Source organism: Limnohabitans sp., assembly GCF_034680285.1.
Lineage (GTDB): Bacteria > Pseudomonadota > Gammaproteobacteria > Burkholderiales > Burkholderiaceae_C > Limnohabitans_A.
In genome coordinates, this window is sequence record NZ_JAXITC010000003.1 from 220279 (window position 1) to 236839 (window position 16561).

General features: G+C 53.0%; 15 protein-coding genes. 8 read left to right on the plus strand and 7 right to left on the minus strand.

Translation table 11 applies throughout. The features are described from left to right. Positions 1–65: 65 nt before the first annotated feature. The 3 genes from SWE17_RS04355 to SWE17_RS04365 are packed head-to-tail and all read right to left on the minus strand — an operon-like array spanning position 66 to position 3365. Positions 66–1004, minus strand: a complete 939-nt coding sequence (locus SWE17_RS04355) for an MBL fold metallo-hydrolase (RefSeq protein WP_100120384.1) — start codon at positions 1002–1004, stop codon at positions 66–68. 40 nt (positions 1005–1044) lie between these two features. Then, on the minus strand, positions 1045–2424 hold the full coding sequence (chrA, locus tag SWE17_RS04360; protein ID WP_100120383.1) for a chromate efflux transporter: 1380 nt from the start codon (positions 2422–2424) through the stop codon (positions 1045–1047). After that, positions 2421–3365, minus strand: a complete 945-nt coding sequence (locus SWE17_RS04365; RefSeq protein ID WP_322991891.1) for a chromate resistance protein ChrB domain-containing protein — start codon at positions 3363–3365, stop codon at positions 2421–2423. The genes chrA and SWE17_RS04365 overlap by 4 nt, the downstream gene beginning before the upstream one ends. 1061 nt (positions 3366–4426) lie before the next feature. Between SWE17_RS04365 and SWE17_RS04370 the strand changes: the two genes are divergently transcribed. Together SWE17_RS04370 and SWE17_RS04375 are read left to right on the plus strand one after the other, a co-directional pair. Then, positions 4427–6010 carry a hypothetical protein gene (locus tag SWE17_RS04370; RefSeq protein WP_322991892.1) on the plus strand — a complete coding sequence of 528 codons (1584 nt, stop codon included), beginning with the start codon at positions 4427–4429 and terminating at the stop codon, positions 6008–6010. A gap of 108 nt (positions 6011–6118) precedes the next feature. Continuing rightward, positions 6119–6613: a DUF6641 family protein gene (locus SWE17_RS04375; protein WP_322991893.1), complete on the plus strand. Its 495-nt coding sequence runs from the start codon at positions 6119–6121 to the stop codon at positions 6611–6613. A gap of 70 nt (positions 6614–6683) precedes the next feature. Here SWE17_RS04375 and SWE17_RS04380 read toward each other — a convergent pair whose 3' ends face one another. Continuing rightward, positions 6684–6914, minus strand: a complete 231-nt coding sequence (locus SWE17_RS04380; protein WP_158235693.1) for a hypothetical protein — start codon at positions 6912–6914, stop codon at positions 6684–6686. A gap of 843 nt (positions 6915–7757) precedes the next feature. On the opposite strand from SWE17_RS04380, the gene SWE17_RS04385 reads away from it, so the two are divergent. Next, positions 7758–8783, plus strand: a complete 1026-nt coding sequence (locus SWE17_RS04385; RefSeq protein WP_322991894.1) for a tyrosine-type recombinase/integrase — start codon at positions 7758–7760, stop codon at positions 8781–8783. A 5-nt stretch (positions 8784–8788) separates the two neighbouring features. Here the strand turns inward: SWE17_RS04385 and SWE17_RS04390 are convergent, their stop codons facing one another. Both SWE17_RS04390 and SWE17_RS04395 read right to left on the minus strand, forming a co-directional pair. Next, the gene (locus SWE17_RS04390; RefSeq protein ID WP_322991895.1) at positions 8789–9733 is read right to left on the minus strand and encodes a Fic family protein; all 945 of its coding nucleotides are present in this window, start codon (positions 9731–9733) and stop codon (positions 8789–8791) included. After that, a complete protein-coding gene (locus tag SWE17_RS04395; RefSeq protein ID WP_322991896.1) occupies positions 9627–9923 on the minus strand; it encodes a hypothetical protein in 297 nt (98 codons plus the stop codon). The genes SWE17_RS04390 and SWE17_RS04395 overlap by 107 nt, the downstream gene beginning before the upstream one ends. 745 nt (positions 9924–10668) lie before the next feature. Between SWE17_RS04395 and SWE17_RS04400 the strand changes: the two genes are divergently transcribed. The 5 genes from SWE17_RS04400 (at position 10669) to SWE17_RS04420 (ending at position 15658) form a co-directional block, all read left to right on the plus strand. Then, positions 10669–11667 carry a site-specific integrase gene (locus SWE17_RS04400; protein WP_322991897.1) on the plus strand — a complete coding sequence of 333 codons (999 nt, stop codon included), beginning with the start codon at positions 10669–10671 and terminating at the stop codon, positions 11665–11667. Between the two features lie 236 nt (positions 11668–11903). Next, positions 11904–12524 (plus strand): TetR/AcrR family transcriptional regulator, encoded by a 621-nt coding sequence (locus SWE17_RS04405; RefSeq protein ID WP_108312938.1) that lies wholly within the window; start codon positions 11904–11906, stop codon positions 12522–12524. 68 nt (positions 12525–12592) lie between these two features. Further along, positions 12593–13732, plus strand: a complete 1140-nt coding sequence (locus SWE17_RS04410) for an efflux RND transporter periplasmic adaptor subunit (protein ID WP_322991936.1) — start codon at positions 12593–12595, stop codon at positions 13730–13732. Beyond that, a complete protein-coding gene (locus tag SWE17_RS04415; protein WP_108312936.1) occupies positions 13729–14931 on the plus strand; it encodes an ABC transporter permease in 1203 nt (400 codons plus the stop codon). Before SWE17_RS04410 ends, SWE17_RS04415 begins: the two co-directional genes overlap by 4 nt. Positions 14932–14941: 10 nt before the next feature. Continuing rightward, positions 14942–15658 (plus strand): ABC transporter ATP-binding protein, encoded by a 717-nt coding sequence (locus SWE17_RS04420; protein ID WP_108312935.1) that lies wholly within the window; start codon positions 14942–14944, stop codon positions 15656–15658. A 31-nt stretch (positions 15659–15689) separates the two neighbouring features. Here SWE17_RS04420 and SWE17_RS04425 read toward each other — a convergent pair whose 3' ends face one another. After that, the gene (locus tag SWE17_RS04425) at positions 15690–16550 is read right to left on the minus strand and encodes a hypothetical protein (RefSeq protein ID WP_108312934.1); all 861 of its coding nucleotides are present in this window, start codon (positions 16548–16550) and stop codon (positions 15690–15692) included. Positions 16551–16561 lie beyond the last annotated feature (11 nt).

Genomic DNA, 16561 nt, shown 5'->3' on the forward strand with positions numbered 1-16561 from the left:
CCACCCTCACGAGATCCCTAACTCGGAAAGTGCAATTTCGACGATGCTCCACAACAGAGACAACATTACTCACGCTCGACCTCAAGGTAGGTGCGGCTGGCGTTTCCCGGGTGCAACTCAGCTGCGTTTGCCAGGTTCATGAAAGGCTTGACATTGAATGACTTGACCGCTTCGCTAATGTCTACACCTTGCTCCACAGCGCGTTGCATGTGTGAACGCATGGCTTGCAAATAATCGTAGCTTTGTGCCTTGGCTGTTTTGCTGTCAGTGATGCGCCCATGCCCTGGAACAATGCGTTTTGGATTCCATTGAGCCAAAGCGTTGAGGGCCTCTACCCATGCCCGCGTGCTGCTCACAGGCAAAACTGACAGCAAACGGTCCACATAAACAATGTCACCCGAGAAAGCCACTTGGACGTGGGGCAGCCACACCATCAAGTCGCCAGGAGTGTGGCCACCCCCGCGATGGCGAAACTCGAAAACGGTAGCGCCGAGCTCCAATCGCGCTTCAGGCCCCTGCAGCAGTCTGCTGGGAAAGCTCAGCTCCGTTCCATCTGCAGCAGGTCCCAGTAAGGTGCGAAGTGCAGCGAGCTGATCGCCGCCGCGCGAGCCCATGTCCGGCACAGCTGCAGCGTGGGCAATCAACTCAGCCCCTTGTGCCTTGAAGTAGCCATTGCCCAGCCATCGATGATCCTGTCCGCCCGTGTTGATGACCCAGCGTACGGGCTGCTGTGTCACTCGGCGCACTGCTTCGTGGATGGCACGAGCGGTTTGAAACGTCGAACCACTGTCAATCAGTACGGCACCGCCTGATGTAAGGACCAGCCCAAGGTTAGCATTCAGGCCCTGGTTGGCCACCGTTCGACCGCCGATATCGCCCACGTAAGCGTAAACGCCGTCCGCCACGGGCTCAAAGCGAACCTCCACAGCTGACGCCCACATCGTCTGGACTGCAAAAAAACTCACCAACAGCCGAGACAAAACCCGGCGCGACATCATGAACATCTTCAACTCTCCATCACAAAATATCGACGACCTGCATCCCTCAGCCCAGCAGGGGGGACAGCCAGGAGACCGCCAAACCAAACAGAGCACTACCTGTCAGCAGTGTCATGACGCCAACCTTGAAGCGAAATAGCGCCATTGCAGCACCAGCGGCAATTAAAGCCGATATCAGATCGAACCTTCCCTCGAATCCTTGGGGCCAGAGGACGTGGTGGGCAAAAAACATGGCTAGATTCAAGATCACGCCCACCACAGCCGCCGTGATCGCTGACAGGGGTGCGGTGAATCCCAGCTTGCCGTGCGTGGCCTCGACCACCGGACCACCGGCCAAAATGAAGATGAATGAGGGCAGGAAGGTAAAAAAAGTCACTACGGTAGCGGCCAACGCCCCACCCAGAAACAGGGCGTCCGGGCCTGATACCTCTTTCAACCAGCCACCCAGAAAGCCGACAAAGGCAACCACCATGATCAGCGGGCCCGGCGTTGTTTCGCCCAGGGCCAGGCCATCGATCATTTGCGGACCGCTAAGCCACTGGTGGGTGTCGACTGCCCCTTGATAGACGTAGGGCAAGACGGCATAGGCTCCGCCGAAAGTCAGCAGTGCTGCTTTGGTGAAAAACCAGCCCATTTGCGTCAAAGTGCCCTCCAGGCCGTTGACCGCGATCAGTGTCACCATCGCCAGCAACCACAGCCCGAGACCTACAAGGAGAACTTTCAAAAGTCTGGCCCGAGAAAACTTTGCATGCAAAGGTGTAGGCGTATGGTCGTCGATCAGTGCGGGGCCATAACTGGTTTTGTTTGATCCATGTCCGCCGCCGAGAGTAAATACTTCGGGCCAGCGTCGCGAGCCCAACCAACCGACCAAAGCTGCTGCGAGAACAATGGCTGGAAACGGTGTGTCAAATGCAAAAATCGCGATGAACGAAGCGGCAGCTATGGCCCACATCCAACGATTTTTCAACGCCCTTGTTCCAATGCGGTGAGCGGCGTGTAGTACCAGCGCAGTCACGGCGGGCTTGAGTCCATAGAAGATACCGGCCACCAGTGGAACGTCGCCAAAGCGCAGATAAATCCAGCTCAGTGTGATCAGGATGAAAAGCGAGGGCAATACAAACAGTGCGCCAGCGACGATACCGCCCCATGTGCGGTGCATGAGCCAGCCGATATAGGTGGCAAGTTGCTGCGCCTCCGGACCTGGGAGCAGCATGCAGTAGTTCAGCGCGTGCAAAAAACGCTGCTCGCTGATCCAGCGCCTGCGCTCCACCAGCTCAGTGTGCATGATGGCAATCTGCCCGGCTGGGCCACCAAAGCTGACAAAGCCAAGCTTGAGCCAAAAACGGAAGGCCTCGCTGAAGCTCACCGGCGCGGGTGGCATATCGGGTTCGGTGGGAATTTTTGATGTGACGGGATCGAGGTTCATTCAGATATTCCTGGGGCGGCATACAGCGCATCAAAGACCAGGGCAGCTGCTTGAGCCAGAGCATCATCGTTGGTGTGGACCTCCCGCAGTCCTGCCAAAACGAGTTCCAGTCCAGCTGCTTCTGCAACGGGAATTCCGCCAACGTCCAGAAAATGAACAGCACGGGCAATTCGCTGCAGCCGCTGATCCACATCCAATCGGAAGCTCGCCGCCAGTACCTCAAAGCTCACGCGCGAGCCAATATGTGTGAATCGGGCACCGTCAAAGTCAAATCCCAAAACGCCGCTCGGTGGAGGTGTGGCACCCGCAGGGTCGTCAAGCCAAATAAAAGATGCTTCTGGGTCAATGAAGCGACGAATTAGCCAAGCGCAAGCCAGGCGATCTACCCAAGGGCGAGCACGTGTCGCCCAGCGCTTTCCCTTGAAATTGCGAGCGTCAAGGCGCGCGATGCCATGACTTGGCTGCGCCTTCGGCTCACCCTTCGAAAATTGAGTGTCGATCGTTTGGCGCAAATCATCAAGTTCAGCTTGTGCCTGTTGGGCAGCAGCGCCAGGGTAGTAATCAATACGGCGCAACACTTGCAGTGCTTGTGTAACACCTCGCAAGCGACGCCTAGCCTCGATTTCGTCAAGTTCGAGCAGCAACGCGGTCAGTGCCTGCGCCTCACCGTGCCATTCACCATAAGATTTGCTGCGGTCAAACAAGGCTAGCACTTCGGTGCGCATTGCTTCGTCATGAGTTGACAGTTGCAGCACATGCGCCTGACCACCGTTCTCGCGTACCTCAGAAACTAGCGGATCGAACAATTCAGCGTGAGACTCAGGCAGCAAATAAACGCCATCACGCAATGAAGGGCACCCCAGAGTTTTGAGCGCACGCCAAATACGCAGGCGAATTGCCTTTGGTTGTGTTGGCAGGGTGAGAAAAAGAGAGCTCCACATATGATTGAAGTATATGCCTCAAACTTTGACATATATACATCAAAAAATTGAAGGTGGAATAGATAAACTTGTATTGGATGAACAAACATCCGCTTTGCATCGGCTGCGGTATGTCATTTGCAACGATCAGTTGAATCCGCCCTCTAAAGAAGCCATTTACCCATCTAAGACGAGTGTCTAGTTTTAAGAGCATCTCCTAGCACCCGGATAAGAAATGGAATTGGTTGGCCGTTTAGGTCAAAGCAAGCTGAGAGGGTTTGTATGAAACCTAGTAAGCGAGTCGTATGAAATCAGTAAAATCGACTGCATGTCGCGAAGCAGCCGTGCCACTTTTCTGATACTTGCCATTTTGTGGCAGGCTTTGGTGTGGCTTACGCCTTGGGGCCAAGAGCACTGGCCTCAGTGGTCATGTTGTCATACGCATTGGTCAATATGACCGGAATACGCACTGGTGACAGCGCTAGCTGACAATCGCAAGCTGATTGAAGCGTGAGACAACTTGAATGCACGGTATGGGCGTGGCTCAGTCAAAGTGTCAACTCAACGCGCCTACTCAGTTTGGTAGATGAAGTAGGGGCGTAAATATCCAAACTACGGAACCATTTGGGATGACCCGCCAATCGTTTAGCCCTTTGCAATTTCAGGCTCTTTAGCTCAAATTTGGACCTACTTGAATGCTGTGAAAACCGTACATGGCCCAAAGCAGCCATCGTGCATCTTGCATACTAGGTGCTCGGATTTCCGTGGCAATGACCTGACTTCGTCCGTTGACCTTGACCCTGACTGATGCTTTGTATGTGCGCATCAAGTACTTATCCAGATCAAAAAAGACCTGTCTACTTGACTGGTTTGCGCAGGACTTGATCTAAGCAAGGAGCTGCATGCCTGCGGCATCAGGTGGCTGCGCCACTTCAAGATGCCATTTGGATCAGGTGATTTTTCAATTGAATGATTGAAATTACTATATGCATGTGACTTTTTTTCGTAATTGCCGAAATCTATTAAAAGGCGCTAAATACATGTGAAATCCTGGATTTCTGCCATCAAGGAGTGTGCACCCCGTGATCAAAGTCACCGTTCATGAATCTGTCGAGTCCGCTTTGCAAAAAGCGTTTCCTAGGCCAGCAGCCTCAGCTGCACGTGCATTGGCTAAATACGTTGCTGTTGTCGAGTCCATGCTGTTCGACGCTTTGCAGCATGGCAGAACCCCTGAACAACTCAAGTTTGATTTGTACGCGGTTTCCATGGAGCAACTGGCCAATAAAGGTGGTCAGATCGGTCCTAAAAAAATTCGCATTCATAAATGGTTACGCGAAAACAATCTGGAGCTTTTAGAAACGGTGGTGCCTGGGAGCAAATTCACCGGTCAGAACTCACAGGTCAAACTGTCACCCTTGATCACAATGCAGAACACATTGACCGTACCTTCCGGATCAATTGCGGCTGCAACCACGGATGAAGAAATTGATGCGTACCTCAGTGGTGACCCTGCATCCAACAAAGCCTTGTTCGATCACCTCTATCCTGAATACGGTCAGGAGTGGAAAGAGGAAAAACTAGCTGAGCTTTTCCATTGGGTGCCAGTAGACATCGAATCCGTCAAGGCCTACCTTTACTGGGTAGAAATTGAATCTACGCACATCAAGGACGCTCAAAAAGATACGATTCTTCGCCAAGCCTTGACGATCATTGGCGTTGCTACACTCACCAAGGGCTATTACGTACAACGGGTCAAACCCAGTCAGTTTGGGCGGACCTACTACGAAGGTACCAGCGTCCAAAACGTCAACAAAGACTTGAGGCGTGCCATGCTGGGCAATTGTTGGGAGTACGACATCCGCAGCAGTGTGGTGGCATGGAAGATGGGTTACGCCAGAAGCCTGCTGTGCGATTCGGGATTGGATGTGGATCTACGCAAGCATTTCCCAGCCACTTTGCTGTACCTGGAAGACAAGGTCGACTTAATGGCCACGATCAGGTATTTCACTTTTGGAGATGCCAGCCCGGTACCTAAAGACCTTCAACCTGCCTTGCTCAAGCAAGCGTTTACCGCTATTTGCTTTGGTGCTCGCCAAACCGCGAATGGTTGGTTGGATGCTTCGGGAAATTGGACCAATCCAGCATTGGTAGACATCTTGAAAAACGGGGACGACAGAAAGCGATTTCTGGCCGACAAAACCGTGCAGCTTTTCATCAAAGAACAAAACGCCTTGGACGACTACCTGTTCGAACTAGTTAAAAAACACCGTCCAGACTTATTGCAAGAAAGCTTCCTTCAAACCGACAGTGGCAGGCCCAGTAAGGCCAAGGTGCTGGCTTACCTGTATCAACACGGTGAGACGCAGGTCATGGACATCGTCAGACGCGTAGCACTCACAAAAGGTCACAGACCGATTGCCAATGTTCATGACGCCATCTTCTTCAAGCGGCGGTTGGGCGTGGATTTCAAGACCGAGATTGAAATGCAGATGCGCGAGCAAACGGGTAATCCTTATTGGCATTTGACCCCTAAGCAGCTGGAGCGTTACAAACCGCGTTCCTTGAACGCTGCTACCGAGGAAAACGAGCACAAGAAAAGGATTGCTCAAGAGGAAGCTTTGGCCAAAGGGTACAAATCGGTGTTTCCCAACATCTTGATTGGTTGAAGCTGCGAGTGGTGTCCTTCCAGACTGTCGGGTTACCAATGATTCGGTTGCCCAGAGCCACGGTCTGACAATAAATTTGTTATTCCTGCAACACACAAGGAGTAGCAAATGTCAGGTCTTAACGCATTGAAATTCATCGCCAGCAAGCGTCAGCAGGGCACAAGCCCAGCGCATGCAAGACGGCAAAAGCTCAGCGCCAAGCTGCATGAGCAGATTCAAATGGCCAAAGCCGTTCAGTCAGGTACCGAGTTTGTACCAGTGAAGATTCGCACAGTCCGAGACGACGCCACCGGCGAAATGCGCCGAGTTGAAATTCCCAAGCGGTTGAAACCATGGTGGTGGTCTGGAGATAACGGCAAAATGTGCATCACCGTACGCTATGGCGCACGCACTCTGGATGTGGTCGAAGGTAAGAACGCCATAGAGACTGACACCATCGCAGGCGTTATCACCACGCTTGAAGTTTTGCGTGCTGCTGTAAATGCCGGAGAGCTGGATGCACGCATCGAAGCAGTCAGTGGTTTGGTCAAAGCTGCATTTGGCAAGGAGGAGGGCGTAGTGAAAAAAGGGAGGTTGAAGCTGCCCGTTAAGCCTGCCACTTAAAGCCGCCACGCAAGCGATCACTGCTTCAAGCAATGGCCGACACTGGATTCCAGTGTCGGTTTTCTTTTGACTAGATTGATTTGATTGGCGCGATTGGTTTGATGGTGCCAATGGGCTTGGTTGTTTTGGCTGTTGGGGCTTTAGGCTTGGTCAACAACTGCAGTGCTTTTTGAGCACGCTGTGTTCTCTGTCGTTCCCGTTCTTGTTGAACGGCAGTGGTGGCGCGTTCCCTCGTGGCGCGAAGTTGGTCCAGCTTCAATTGCTCTGGAGACTTAGGTTTGATGAGTTCGTTGATCCGCATATTTTTATTTATGAGCAGATCGAAATTGAGGGGACGAGATCTCGTCTTTTTGCTAAATAAATATAGAGAAAGGAGAGCAACTATGCGATTTAACGAAATAGCCAGTGCGGACGATCAACTTGCTCTTTGGCGATTGATATCAGACAACGTATGGTCTGCCGTGATAGCTCAGGCCAAGGAGCAGGCCAGGCTCAAGGCGCAAATTGCTGCCACCCCCAAGCCTAAAAGGATCAAGCCTAAAAAGATTGTTCCGAAAAAGCCACCAGCCCCCAAGCCAAAACCACCAGCCCCGAAACCACCCCCACCCAAAAGTCCAGTACCCCAGCAGGCGAGGGTAGTGACCCCCAACAGGCCCCCACCACTGCCCAGCTCACAGCCAGTACTCAGGCCCACACATTCAAGTAGCTTCAGCCAGGCCGATGCCTATGGGTTGCAGCAACAATCGATGGGGCCAGGCCAGGCCAACATGCCACGATAAACCGTCGAAAGACCCGAAAACGCGGGGTTTTAGCCCCGAATATGGCCGTTTTGCAAATCACTGGCCATGGGGATGACAGGCATAGCAAAAATGGTTTGGGGGTGGCCATGGGTTGGTCAACGTGACGGCATGGGTATTCAACAGGACTGGCGTCTAGCCACGCACAAAACCAGCGCTGCGCAGCTGATTTGGATTCCGGTATCGACACGGATCCAAGGCCTATATGAGTGGTGTTCTAGGGCTGATTTAGGGCGGAAAATTTCGTGGATTTTCTGTCCAGATCGTCCTGGAAATTCATCTAAATCCGGTTGTCCATCTGCGTCTTTGACATTAAATTTGTTGGATGCAAATTGACCATTTTGAGCATGAGTAACGGCCACTTCGAGATTGTTAAATCAACTCCGGAAGCTGTCTTACGGCGGTTGGTTCGAGTAAGGGGTGTTGACTTCGATGAATCGTTCGTTGCAGAGCTGATTGGCAACTATTTCATCCGCAAAGAAATGCATGCCGAACCTAAACTTTCGGATGCCGTGGCGATTTACCTCCATGAAAGTGATGCAGGTGACGGCCGTAAATTCAAGGGCGATGTCTTGCATGTTTTCAGGCGCTTTTCGTCCTTAGTGGGTGATTTGTACCTATGTGATCTACGTTATGCACATGCTTGCATTTTTCGCGACCATTTGCTGAGTTTGGGTTTGAAACCCGTGACGGTCCGCAAGCAAACAGCGATATTGAACGCAATGCTCAATGTTGCATTCAGATGTCTGGACATAGACAGACTGAGCCCATTCCGTGCTCTGAAAATTTCCGGCGAAGATGAGCGCAGGCCAATGCCTGTCATTACCCATGATTTGTTATTGGCAGTCAAACAAAAGTTGATGACGCGGTTCAAGCCCTACAAGTTCATTGGGCTGATCCAGTTGAATACTGGCTTGCGATTGTCTGAACCTGTGTACGCCCGTGTTGAGGATTGTGTTTTTGATCACCCAATTCCGCACATTTGGATCCGCAAAAATGCACTCTCCAATCGAAAGAACAAGAGCAGCATCCGGGCTGTACCGTTGGTTGGGGTGTCGCTTTTTGCGGCCAAGCGACTGGTGGAGATGGCCAAGTGCGAAGGCAGTGAATGGCTGGTGCCGCAGTATGCGCACTACCATGGCAGCAACAGTTGCTCGGCCATCATGAACAAATACCTGGCCGACCTAGACTTCAGAAGCCACATGTTCCGTCATGGTCTGATCGACAGAATGAAGGCCTGTAATGACATTCCCACGCGTTTGGCAGAGAGCATCACAGGCCACTCCAGTGGTGGGTCTGAGTTCAATAACTACGGCACGGTGGGCTATACGCTTGAACAAAAGCTAGAAGTCTTAAATCGCATTTCAATTTAAAGCAATCAATCCACTTGCGGATTGTTTTGTTGAATGGTGATGGCATCTGGATGACAGCTAACTAAAAATTCCATCATTTCAGTGGCGTCTTTGGCCATGTAGAAACGGACCATTTTTTCGTTAAAGTCTTGCGCTTTTGCCGCTGGAATGCTGATGGCATCCATACCGGAGGACATCAAAATTCCATTCATCATGAAGCGTGATGTGCGTTTGTTGCCGTCAAAAAAGAACTGCTGCAAGGCTCCGAACAGAAAAAATGCAGCAGCTCTTTCAAATGGACTTTCGACTGTATTGGTTAACGCTTCCAGGCCTTCGGAAAAAACACGGTTGAGCTCAGGGGCTCCGGGCACAGTGGGTAGTGGCGTGTAGCGACCTTCAGGACCTAGGCCAACGTCGGGTGTGTAGTTAGTCTCTAGACCTTCTCCACGAAAATGTCCCCATTCCAGCGCTTCATTTTTTGCTACCAGTCCATGTAGCTGGGTGAATGTGATTTTGTCCAGCTTGAACTTTCCAGCTTTGACAAGTGACAGCAGGTATTTGGAGCTTTCGGCCAAGTTCAGTACTTGTTCTTGATCGGAAATTTTCCGGCCACCGACCGTCACACCTTCAAGCAAAGTTTTGACTTCTGGAAACGTAAAGGGATTGCCTTCAAGCACTGATGCGTCCCAAACATACGTAGTGAGCATTCGATGGAAATGAAAAGTCACCCGATCAATCGAATGGGTAGGAATCTGTTGAGGAATTTTTTCGCGGTTCCAGCGAAAGCCTAAAGCGGCGAACAGGTCAATCATTTTTATCTTGCTCCATGGACAAATGTCATTTTTGTAAAAACCTTGGATGCCCTCAGGCCTGAGATTTTTTTCGTGACGTTTGATCGGGTGATGGTGTCTTGCCGGTACGGCCTTTTTTGAGTCCAGTTTGAGCCTTTTCTTCTTCAGGCCAAGGCTCATGATCGGGGGTTATGGTGGCAGTCCGAATGATCCATACACCTTTAGCTGGCGACTCAATCAGGACTTGTCTTCCCGCGAACTCTTTGCCTAAAGAGATTTGTCCACTTGCGCCGATGGATTTGACCATCTTGCTGTCAGTTGCTGTGTTGGACATTGCGGTTTCCTTAAGGTTCATGCGTTCATGCTGCATGATATGTTCTGAAAAACTCGTCGTCAACCTGGATGTAGGGCTGCATGTGGGCCAGTGGTGCAGTTTAGAAGTTCGATACTCTCCGGGTTCGATGAACAAAACTTTATATACATTGGGCCTTTTCAAGGCCAAACTTAGCGTATGAAAGGCTCACCTGCATCGCACGTGACTTCATGAAAAGTAGTGATCACGCGGGCAGTCGATCAAAAGCTTGGTTTAAGCTGACATGGTTGTTGGGCGAGGCGTGTAGTTCTGACTTTTAGAGTAGGGCGGTGGTGGTCTGCAAAACTCCATATGCATTGGCGGTCTGCGGCGCGAAACTTTATATACATTGAGCCTGTTCGAGCGAAAACTTTATATACATTGAGCCTGCCCGAGCAAAAACTCTATATACATTGACCCGTTTTTGAGCCACAATGACACCGTGAGAGGTGCTTAAAAAACTAGCACCGTAAAAAGAAATGACACTGGTTTACAGCTGGCGTCACAGAAGTGAAATTCTAATATCACTTTATAATTACATGGGTATACTACAAGTATACTACTTTGACCCAGTCGAAAACAGCTAAGTTGTTGTTTTTAAAGGGGAAAAGGGTGAAATGTTGGCGTTTTCACACTGCAGGGGTCGCAGGTTCAAACCCTGCATCGCCCACCACTTTTGGAATTTCCTCTTCCAAATCAACGGCTGTTAGGGTTTTCTTCACACTTGTTTTAGGTTTTCTAAGGCAGTGTTCTAGGAAACCCCATGCCCAAATTCAAACACCCCATCGATCTCAAAGCTGCAGCGGATGCGGCTTCATCTTTGGTTCCCGTTGACGTCACGTTGGCTGAACTGGTTCAAGCGCATTCGCTTGCAAAACCCCGTCTTGAACTGGAGCTGCGGCTCAGAAAATGGTGCGATCCAGTCCATGGTTTCGGTCACGAATCGGCATGGTCCATTTCCAGTGAACGGCTGCAAAAGGCAGCAGAGGCGTTGGTTGAGGCAGGGTACGCAACTTCCACGGTTAACCGCGACATCGGTGCACTGGGACAAGTCTATAGATGGGCTGTTGTGAATCGTCGGATGGCTCCAAGAGGATTCATTTCCCCCACACTTGCCGTCAAGCGCTTTGAGGAAAAAATCCGTTACGTTGCATCGTCAGAGCAGGATATTTTGTCTTTGCGCCTGGCCGCAAAAATGGGCAGGGATCGCTTGTTCACGCTGTTCGTTTGGATGCTGGTGGACTCTGGCGCACGCAAGAGTGAGCTGCTTCAAAGGTCATGGCAAGAACTTGATATCGTTGGCGGCAAACTCATCGTGCCCAGGACCAAGAACGGGGATTCACACACACTGTTCTTTACGCCAGAAACAATGGCATTGGCCAAACGTTTGAAACCTGCATTGACTGCGGGTTCTGGGGATCGATTGATCTTTGCGGGCAAGAACGGCATCACGCCCATTTGCTATCGAAAGAAGTGGAGCAGCATGACGAGCATGTTGCGTCGTCCAGATTTACGCGTGCATGACATACGACATTGGGTCGCTGCATCGCTGTTGAGGAATGGCGTGGGTGTTGGGGTGGCCTCTCAAATTCTCGGGCATCGGGATCAGACCATGTTGCTCCGCAGATATGGCCACCTGGATCACATGTCACTTCTGGAGGCACAACAAGTGCGGTGGCAATCGGTCAGTGCTTCAACAGCGCAGCTCAACCCGACATGGTCCTTCGATGACAGTTGCATCGCAAGAGCAGGCCAGGATTGAAATCAAATCCCAATAAAGTGGCTTCTTCAGGCTGGAAGCAGGCACCCAGTCCAGCCCGATGACGGGCAGTAGCCGACCCCAAGCCGTCATCGGGGCTGCGACAAAGCAGTCAATCGCGCGGTCCTTTTCTATGAAGGCATATCAAGCCCCACTGCAATTTGATTCGCTAGTGTGCTTCTAGGCTAATTTTGCTTGGCTCGCAAATTATGCTAAAGTAATTCATCAATTACTTATTTATGATCCCTCCTACAAGAGTTAAGCTCAAAACCGAAGACCGCCAGGCAGAACTGATCCAGGCGGCCTTGGAGTTAGCTGCTGAGCGCAGCCCGACCGAAATTACCACGGGTGATCTGGCTTTGGCAATCGGCATCACCCAAGGGGGAGTTTTCAGGCATTTCGACAGCAAAGAGACCATCTGGCTGGCTGTTGTCGATTGGGCGCACGAGACCTTGATGGAGCGGCTACAGCAAGCAGCTCAAACTCGTCAGGCTAACGCTTTGCAGGCTCTGCGGGCCGTGTTCATGGCCCACATCAATTTTGTGGAGCAGTACCCGGGCGTTCCACGTCTTGTTTTTCAGGAGCTGCAGCATGCCAAAACCACCCCGCTCAAGACAAGGGTGCAGCACCTTATGGCCGACTACCGGACTTTGATCGCCCAATTGCTGACCCGAGCCCGTGAAGAGGGTCTACTGGCATCCGAGGTGGACCCCGCGTCAGCTGTGGTCCTCTTCATGGGAGCAGTTCAGGGACTCGTCATTCAGTCTCTGGTTACTGGCAAGCTGCGCGACTTAGCGAGCCAGGGGAAAGCCGTATTCAACCTCTATGAGGCAGGTCTCTTGCCCAAACAAAGAAACTGACGAAAGTAGCACCGATGACATTCAGAAAAATCAATAAGCGGCAAGTCTTGGTCGCGACCGGTGTAGTGATGGTGCTCATGGCTGTAGGATTTATTGCGACTAATGTGGGGCCACTCGCCCCCATCAATGTCACAGTAATACAAGTCAAGAGTGAAAGCTTGAGACCCTCAATTTTCGGTGTTGGCACTGTCGAAGCTCGTCAGAGCTGGTTGATGGGACCCACGATGGCTGGGCGTGTCTTGCGCGTGCATGTCGATGTGGGGCAATCGGTCAAAGCAGGTCAGCTTCTTGCCGAGATGGATCCGGTGGACCTGGACCAGCGCCTGCAGGCGCAAGAAGCTGCCTTGTCCAAGGCCAGCAGTGTGCAGACAGCAACTCAGGCACAACTGGCCGATGCCAGAGCACGGCGCGATCTGGCCACCACCAATCTGAACCGGCAAAAGGAACTGGCCCGTCAGAACTTCATCAGCCCGTCTGCGCTAGAGGGGCGCGAGCAGGAACTCAAGTCTGCTCAGGCTGCCTTCGAAGCAGCCCAGGCCAACTTGCAAGCAAGCCGACAGGACGCCCAGCGCTTGCAGGCCGAGCGCGCTGCCGCCGTGCAGCAAAAACAGAACACCCGCTTGATCGCCCCCGCCGATGCGGTGGTGCTAAGCCGCGATGCCGAAGCCGGCAGCACGGTGGTGGCGGGCCAGGCCGTGGTCCGGTTGGCAAATCCCGCCAGCCTCTGGGTGAAGCTGCGTGTGGACCAGGCGCGCTCAAGCGGTCTCGCAGTGGGTTTGCCGGCCCAGATCACCTTACGCTCGCGGATGCAGCAGGTGCTGGCCGGCCGGGTGGAGCGGGTGGAGCTGCAGGCCGATGCAGTGACCGAGGAGCGCATCGCACAAGTGATGTTCGACCAGATTCCAGCAGCGCTGTCGATCGGTGAGATGGCCGAAGTCACGCTTCAGTTACAAGAGACAGACCCGGCTTTGGTGGTGCCGCAGGCCAGTGTGCAGACGCACCAAGGCCGCACAGGCGCGTGGCGGCTTAAAGACGGCGCGCTGAACTTTGTGTCCGTTCAGTGGGGCGCGTCCAGCCCGGACGGTCGCGTGCAGGCACTGAGCGGCCTGGCCTCGGGCGACACGGTGGTGGTCTACAGCGACAGGCCCTTGTCGGTCGGAACCCGCTTCAAGGTGGTGAACTCGCTGGTTAACAAGGCCCAGCCATGATCAGCCTGGCTGCGCGCGACATTCAGCACAGCTGGGCCAAGTTCGTGCTCACCGGGTTGGGGCTGGGTTTGCTCATTGGCGTGACGTTGACCATGGCAGGTGTGTTTCGCGGCATGGTTGACGATGCGCAGGCCCTGCTCAACAACAGCGGTGCCGACCTCTGGGTGGTTCAAAAGGATACGCAGGGGCCGTACGCAGAATCGTCCAGCCTGAAGGACGATGTGGTGCGCAGCATTGCGGGCATGCCAGGGGTGGCCATGGCGGCCAACATCACTTACTTCACCATGCAGGTCAAGGCCGTGGGGGGCAAGGAAGCCCGGGCCATGGTTGTAGGGATCGCGCCTGGAATCGCCGGTTTGCCTGGACAACCGGGCCATTTGTTGGCAGGCCGGCATCTCACACGCAGCCACTACGAGGCAGTTGTGGACATCAAGACCGGACTGACGCTGGGCGATAAGGTGCAAATCCGGCGTCACACCTACGAGGTGGTAGGCCTGACGCGCCGCATGGTCTCATCCGGAGGGGATCCGATGGTGTTTATCCCCATCAAGGACGCGCAGGAAGCGCAGTTCCTCAAGGACAACGACGCCATCGTGAACGACCGGGTGCGCACAGCCGCCAACCCCGCCTTCAATCGGCCGGCAGTGCCGGGCATGCTTGATGCAGTACAGAACCTGCAGACCAGCAGCCGCAACGTCAATGCCGTGCTGGTGCGAGTGGCCGATGGCTGGAGTGCAGAGCGTGTGGCCGAGCCGATCCAGCACTGGAAGCACCTGACCGTGTTCACTCGTGCAGACATGGAAGACATCCTGGTGGACAAACTCATTGCCACCTCGGCCAAACAAATCGGCATGTTTCTGGCCATCCTGACGGTGGTGAGTGCGGCGATTGTGGCGTTCATCATCTACACCATGACGCTGGGCAAGATCCGCGAGATCGCAGTGCTTAAGCTGATCGGCACCCGCAACCTCACCATTGCGGCCATGATCTTGCAGCAGGCACTAGGCCTAGGGGTGATCGGCTTTGTGGTCGGCAAGGTAGCTGCCACGATTTGGGCACCAGTGTTTCCTAAGTTTGTATTGCTCTTGACGCAAGATGCGATTGTTGGTTTTGGGGCAACGATGCTCATCTGTGCACTGGCCAGCACGATGGCTATTCGAGTGGCCTTGCGTGTTGATCCGGCGCAGGCCATCAGTTGAGGCGTACGACATGACATACCAAACAGGTGGCATCCGTATCGAGAATTTGCGCAAAGTCTATGGACATGGAGACACGGCTGTAGAGGCTTTGAAAAGCGTCAATATGCAAGTTTCTCCAGGTGAGGTGGTTGGACTTGTTGGACCATCTGGCTCAGGCAAAAGTACTTTACTGAAATGTTTAGGCGCCATCATCGAGCCTACGTCGGGCCGAATGACTTTAGGCAACGAAGTGATTTTCGAAGACGGCTGGAAGATCCCAGACTTACGAACCTTACGACGCGATCGGATTGGATTTGTGTTCCAAGCGCCGTACCTCATTCCTTTTTTGAACGTCACTGATAACGTCGCATTGCTGCCTATGCTGGCTGGCATTCCCAATGAAATTGCTAGAAAACGAGCACTTGAATTGTTGTCCTCTTTGGATGTGTTGCATCGCGCAAAGGCTGAACCTTCTCAGCTATCTGGTGGTGAGCAGCAACGAGTGTCAATCGCCCGTGCATTGGCAAACAAGCCGCCAGTGATTTTGGCTGATGAGCCAACCGCACCTCTTGACAGTGAGCGGGCGCTGTCTGTCATTCGAATTCTCAACGACATGGCCCGTCTTGCACAGACGGCCATCATCGTGGTGACACATGACGAAAAGATCATCCCAACCTTCAAGCGCATCTATCACATTCGTGATGGACAGACGGTGGAGGAAAAAGGTGAGGGACGCTCTCTTGATTAACTTAGGAGAGCTACGTTTTATTTGTAAAACATTAGCGACCAGTTTTGCTGCTACCCCATTGATCCATGATGCGCTGGTCGCGCGCTGTTTCAGCCTCAATCGAGTCTTGGGGAAGTTGCTTCAAACATTCCTCCAGAGCCTGCGGGTCCAGCTTTTCGACCTTTTGCGGCTTTGCCCGTACTTGAGGTGATTTGCCATCCCATGCGAACGGGTTACGGAATACAGGCGGGTCTGGCAAGCAGTCTTCCTTGTAGCTTGGAGGACCGTCTGATGCGAAGGGTGTGAACGAAATAGTTTTTTCAAATATCAAGGGCTTACCGGTAGGAGTAGGAGGCAAGGCAGGCATGGACTCGACTGCCTGTCGGGCCAATCGCTCGGCCACTTCAGAGGTCGTCCACAGCGTTTCCAGTTTGGCGAGCGTGCCATCAGGCGCAATCTCTATTCTGAAACGCACGAAGCCCTGATCAGGGCCCTCAACCGCCGGCCCCATCATGCTGCGAACCTGTTGCCCCCAGCTGTAGCGGTAGCCCTTGCTGTTTTTGTTTGTGTATTTGGCCGCAAAGGCCCATTCGTCAGCCGTGGGCGCGGGCGGGGCAGCCATGCGGGCTGGTTCTTTAGCTGGCGGTGGCTTATCTTGCGAGTCAGCGGCTTCAGTAATGACTGGTGGTTTCTCGGCCGATGGCTTCGCCACTGGCGAATGTTCTTGATCCTTGGAAGGCACTTGCTCTTGCGGCGGCGGCAAGATTTGCATGAAGACGACTTGGGTATCAGGCGGCGCTTTCTGTGTGGTGCGAAAGCCAAATTGATAACCACTGGCCAGAGCGAAGACCGCCGCATGCAGTCCCAAGCTGAAGGCTATAGCCAAGACATGCGAGCGATCAGTTGCACGCATGCGTGTCAATA

Coding starts and splice junctions, on each gene's coding strand:
- SWE17_RS04365 (WP_322991891.1), bottom strand. CDS start 3,365: ATGTGGAGCTCTCTTTTTCTCACCCTGCCAACACAACCAAAGGCAATT.
- SWE17_RS04405 (WP_108312938.1), top strand. CDS start 11,904: ATGATCCCTCCTACAAGAGTTAAGCTCAAAACCGAAGACCGCCAGGCA.
- SWE17_RS04355 (WP_100120384.1), bottom strand. CDS start 1,004: ATGTTCATGATGTCGCGCCGGGTTTTGTCTCGGCTGTTGGTGAGTTTT.
- SWE17_RS04395 (WP_322991896.1), bottom strand. CDS start 9,923: ATGCAGCATGAACGCATGAACCTTAAGGAAACCGCAATGTCCAACACA.
- SWE17_RS04375 (WP_322991893.1), top strand. CDS start 6,119: ATGTCAGGTCTTAACGCATTGAAATTCATCGCCAGCAAGCGTCAGCAG.
- SWE17_RS04420 (WP_108312935.1), top strand. CDS start 14,942: ATGACATACCAAACAGGTGGCATCCGTATCGAGAATTTGCGCAAAGTC.
- SWE17_RS04410 (WP_322991936.1), top strand. CDS start 12,593: ATGGTGCTCATGGCTGTAGGATTTATTGCGACTAATGTGGGGCCACTC.
- SWE17_RS04385 (WP_322991894.1), top strand. CDS start 7,758: ATGAGTAACGGCCACTTCGAGATTGTTAAATCAACTCCGGAAGCTGTC.
- SWE17_RS04415 (WP_108312936.1), top strand. CDS start 13,729: ATGATCAGCCTGGCTGCGCGCGACATTCAGCACAGCTGGGCCAAGTTC.
- SWE17_RS04390 (WP_322991895.1), bottom strand. CDS start 9,733: ATGAGCCTTGGCCTGAAGAAGAAAAGGCTCAAACTGGACTCAAAAAAG.
- chrA (WP_100120383.1), bottom strand. CDS start 2,424: ATGAACCTCGATCCCGTCACATCAAAAATTCCCACCGAACCCGATATG.
- SWE17_RS04400 (WP_322991897.1), top strand. CDS start 10,669: ATGCCCAAATTCAAACACCCCATCGATCTCAAAGCTGCAGCGGATGCG.
- SWE17_RS04425 (WP_108312934.1), bottom strand. CDS start 16,550: ATGCGTGCAACTGATCGCTCGCATGTCTTGGCTATAGCCTTCAGCTTG.
- SWE17_RS04380 (WP_158235693.1), bottom strand. CDS start 6,914: ATGCGGATCAACGAACTCATCAAACCTAAGTCTCCAGAGCAATTGAAG.